This window comes from Luteitalea sp., assembly GCA_009377605.1.
GTDB lineage: Bacteria > Acidobacteriota > Vicinamibacteria > Vicinamibacterales > Vicinamibacteraceae > WHTT01.
In genome coordinates, this window is record WHTT01000185.1 from 1 (window position 1) to 2,925 (window position 2,925).

Annotated in this window: 3 protein-coding genes; 2 read left to right on the top strand and 1 reads right to left on the bottom strand. The window is 63.7% G+C overall.

Annotated features, from left to right (window positions below; genetic code table 11):
• Positions 1-38 precede the first annotated feature (38 nt).
• On the top strand, positions 39-767 hold the full coding sequence (locus tag GEV06_28260) for a hypothetical protein (GenBank protein MPZ21749.1): 729 nt from the start codon (positions 39-41) through the stop codon (positions 765-767).
• Positions 768-798: 31 nt separating this feature from the next.
• On the opposite strand, the gene GEV06_28265 is transcribed toward GEV06_28260, so the two are convergent.
• Entirely contained in the window at positions 799-1,107 is a 309-nt protein-coding gene (locus GEV06_28265) for a hypothetical protein (protein ID MPZ21750.1), read from the bottom strand.
• A 305-nt stretch (positions 1,108-1,412) separates the two neighbouring features.
• Here GEV06_28265 and GEV06_28270 point away from each other — a divergent pair, with 305 nt between their 5' ends.
• The gene (locus tag GEV06_28270) at positions 1,413-2,738 is read left to right on the top strand and encodes an FAD-containing oxidoreductase (GenBank protein MPZ21751.1); all 1,326 of its coding nucleotides are present in this window, start codon (positions 1,413-1,415) and stop codon (positions 2,736-2,738) included.
• Positions 2,739-2,925 lie beyond the last annotated feature (187 nt).

A 2,925-nucleotide genomic window follows, 5' to 3' on the forward strand; every position in this document is an offset into this window, starting at 1 on the left:
AGGAGTACAGGTTTTCCAGCGCGATGGCGACTGCGCCGGTGAAGGTCACGCTGCTCAGCCCCGACCGGATCTGCCAGCGCTTCGCCTGGGAGAAGTCAAAGGCGGTCTATCCCGACATGGACGCATTCGTCGCGGACGTGGTCGCCATCGAGCGGGAAATGATTACCCAGCTCGTGGAGGCGGGCTGCCGCTACATCCAGATCGACGCGCCGAGCTACACAGCCTATGTCGATCAGGTGTCGCTCGACCGCATGCACGCCAACGGCGAGGACCCGGCGGAGAATCTGGCCCGCTCCATCAGGGCGGACAACGCCGTGATCCAGGGGTTCGACGGCGTCACGTTCGGCATTCACCTCTGCAAGGGCAACCCGCGCACGATCGACCCCGAAACCGGCAAGGTCGTGCCGCAATGGCATCGCGAGGGACATTACGACGTCATCGCGGAACAGGTGTTCGGCGGGCTGAACCACGACCGGATCTTGCTGGAGTACGACGACGAGCGCTCCGGCAGCTTCGAGCCGCTGCGCTTCGTGCCGAAGGGCAAGATCGCGGTGCTGGGGCTGGTGACGACCAAGCGCTCCGATCTGGAGCCGCTGGATACCCTGCGCAAGCGTCTCGACGAGGCGACTCGCTACCTGCCGCTGGACCAGCTCGCGCTGAGCCCGCAATGCGGCTTTGGAGGCCTCGCCCACGTCGTGATGCCGGAAGACGACATGTGGCGGAAGTTCGAACGCATCGTGGAGACGGCCCGGCTGACCTGGAATTGAGCCGCGGCTGACCCGTGGCCGCGCCGGACGGCTACTGCGCGGACACCACACGCCCCGCGTCGCGATCCCATCGCCACGGGCAGGTCGCATCCACGCGCATCCCGCCGATCCAACGCCCGGGTGCGCCGAAGGCCATGCGGTCGGCGGCGCCGGCCTGCACGGCCGCACCGGCGTCGGTCAGCGCCACGTGCGCGGCGTGGATGCCGTCGCGGCTGCGGCGCCAGCCGGGCCGGGCGTCGAGGGCGATCAGCGGGCCGCGGCCGGCGGCGATCCTCGCGCTGTTCATCCCGACACGGCCGCCGCCGAATCTCAGGCAGGCTGAAACTAAAGGAGAGCTCAATTGGGGGCAGAGGCATTATGCGTTCGCGTCGCATCGCGAAACATCGCGCTTCGTCTTTCCCCAAGTTGTTTGCGACAGCCGCTTTGCGTCGGCCACCGGCTTTCGCGTTGCCGCGCGCTGCAACGACACCAACCTGGAAGCGCGGGCATATTCCTGGCAGACTTCAGGTCGGTGGCAAGCTGCTGAACCGTCTGAACCCGGCCACGGCGTGTCACTGCAGTGGAACTTCCTTCGAGCTACAGCAATTCGATTGGACCACTTCGGCTGTCAGCGTTGTATCTCTGCGGCAGGTGGGAGGAACATCCATGTCGGAAAAGTTCGACGCCATCATCATCGGAACAGGCCAATCCGGACCGTCGCTCGCGGCACGCATGACCCGGGAGGGGATGAAGACGGCGATCATTGAACGAAAGCTCTTCGGCGGCACCTGCGTGAACGTCGGCTGCATCCCGACCAAGACGCTGGTGGCAAGCGCGCGCGCCGCCTACATGGCACGGCGTGGTGCCGATTTCGGCGTGGCGATAGACGGCTCGGTCACCATCGACATGAAGAAGGTCAAGGCCCGCAAAGACGCCGTCGTCCGGCAGTCGAACCAGGGCGTGACGAACTGGCTGAAGACCATGGAGAATCTGTCCGTGTACGAAGGCCACGGTCGGCTAGAGGGCGCTTCCTTGGTGCGCGTAAATGGCGAATTGCTGGAGGCCGGCAAGATCGTCCTGAACGTGGGCGCACGGGCTCGCATTCCGGATATCCCCGGCCTGGATGACGTGAACTACCTCACGAATTCCAGCATGATGGAGGTCGATTTCCTCCCGGAACATTTGATCGTTGTCGGCGGAAGCTACATCGGGTTGGAGTTCGCCCAGATGTACCGCCGCTTCGGTAGCCGCGTGACTGTCGTGGAAGGTCTGGACCGGTTGATTCAGCGCGACGACGAGGACGTCTCTGCCGAAGTGAAGACAATTCTGGAGAATGAGGGCGTCGAGGTGCGTCTCAACGCGGAATGCATCGCCTTGACGAGACGGGGAGACCGGGTGGTGCTGACGGTCAACTGCGAGCCGGCCCCCGAAGAGGTTGTCGGCAGCCACGTGCTCCTGGCCGTCGGCCGTCGCCCTAATACGGATGACCTGGGCCTCGACAAGGCCGGCCTCGAGACGGACGCGCGCGGCTTCATCACCGTCGACGATCAGCTTCGCACCAATGTGCCGGGGATCTGGGCCATCGGCGATGTCAACGGCCGGGGCGCCTTCACCCATACCTCCTACAACGATTTCGAGATCCTCGCCGCCAATATGTTCGACGGTGATCCCCGCCGTGTGAGCGACCGCATAACGACCTACGGCCTGTTCATCGACCCGCCCTTGGGACGGGCCGGCATGACCGAGTTGGAGGTTCGGACATCAGGACGAAAGGCGTTGATCGGCAAGATGATGATGACGCGCATCGGGCGCGCTCGCGAGCGCAGCGAGACCCAGGGATTCATGAAGATCCTGGTCGATGCCGAGACCAAGAAGGTCCTCGGAGCGGCGGTTCTGGGGATCGGCGGCGATGAAGTCATCCACTCCATACTTGACGTGATGTACGCCGATGCACCCTACACCGTGATTCAACGACGATGCTCGGGGATCTGAAGCCCTTGGAGTAAGTTCGCCATGCGGTTACCCCGCGCGGTGGAGGCCTATGCGGCCATGACTGCGATGTCTGACCGGCAAGCCGCGCGAGCCAATGGTATATATGCAAATCAGCGGCACGGGACCGTCGCTCTGATTTTTCAGCATTCACCTAAAGAGGAATTGACATATACATGGAAGAAACGAG